Raw genomic sequence first — 305 nt, 5'->3', positions numbered from 1 at the left:
TTGTCCAAAATTTCTTGTATAACTTTCTAAATCTTGGTCATTATTTTCAGAACTGTCCTCTAGGAAAGAAATAATATCTTGATGAAACGAATAGACATGAGGTATCTCTTCTATTTTGCCCTCTTCAGTCAAAAAACTCTCTACCAAATCCTGCCATTTCTCATCAAAATGTTGCGCTTGATAACGAAGAAATAAGTCCATTTTCTCTCTATCTTTTGGAATTGTTCCACGAAACATAGCCAATAATTGTATTACTTCCATACTCGCTCCTTTCATCTATACGAAAATAGGAGAATCACATGATT

Annotated in this window: 1 protein-coding gene; it reads right to left on the bottom strand. The window is 33.4% G+C overall.

Translation table 11 applies throughout. The annotated features are described in order from the left end of the window. On the bottom strand, positions 1–261 hold a 261-nt coding region (locus tag CBI42_RS11725), incomplete at its 3' end, for a hypothetical protein (RefSeq protein WP_179211434.1). Positions 262–305 lie beyond the last annotated feature (44 nt).

The sequence above is a fragment of the Streptococcus sp. KR genome (genome assembly GCF_002238115.1).
GTDB lineage: Bacteria > Bacillota > Bacilli > Lactobacillales > Streptococcaceae > Streptococcus.
This window is presented reverse-complemented; position numbering and strand designations above follow the sequence as displayed.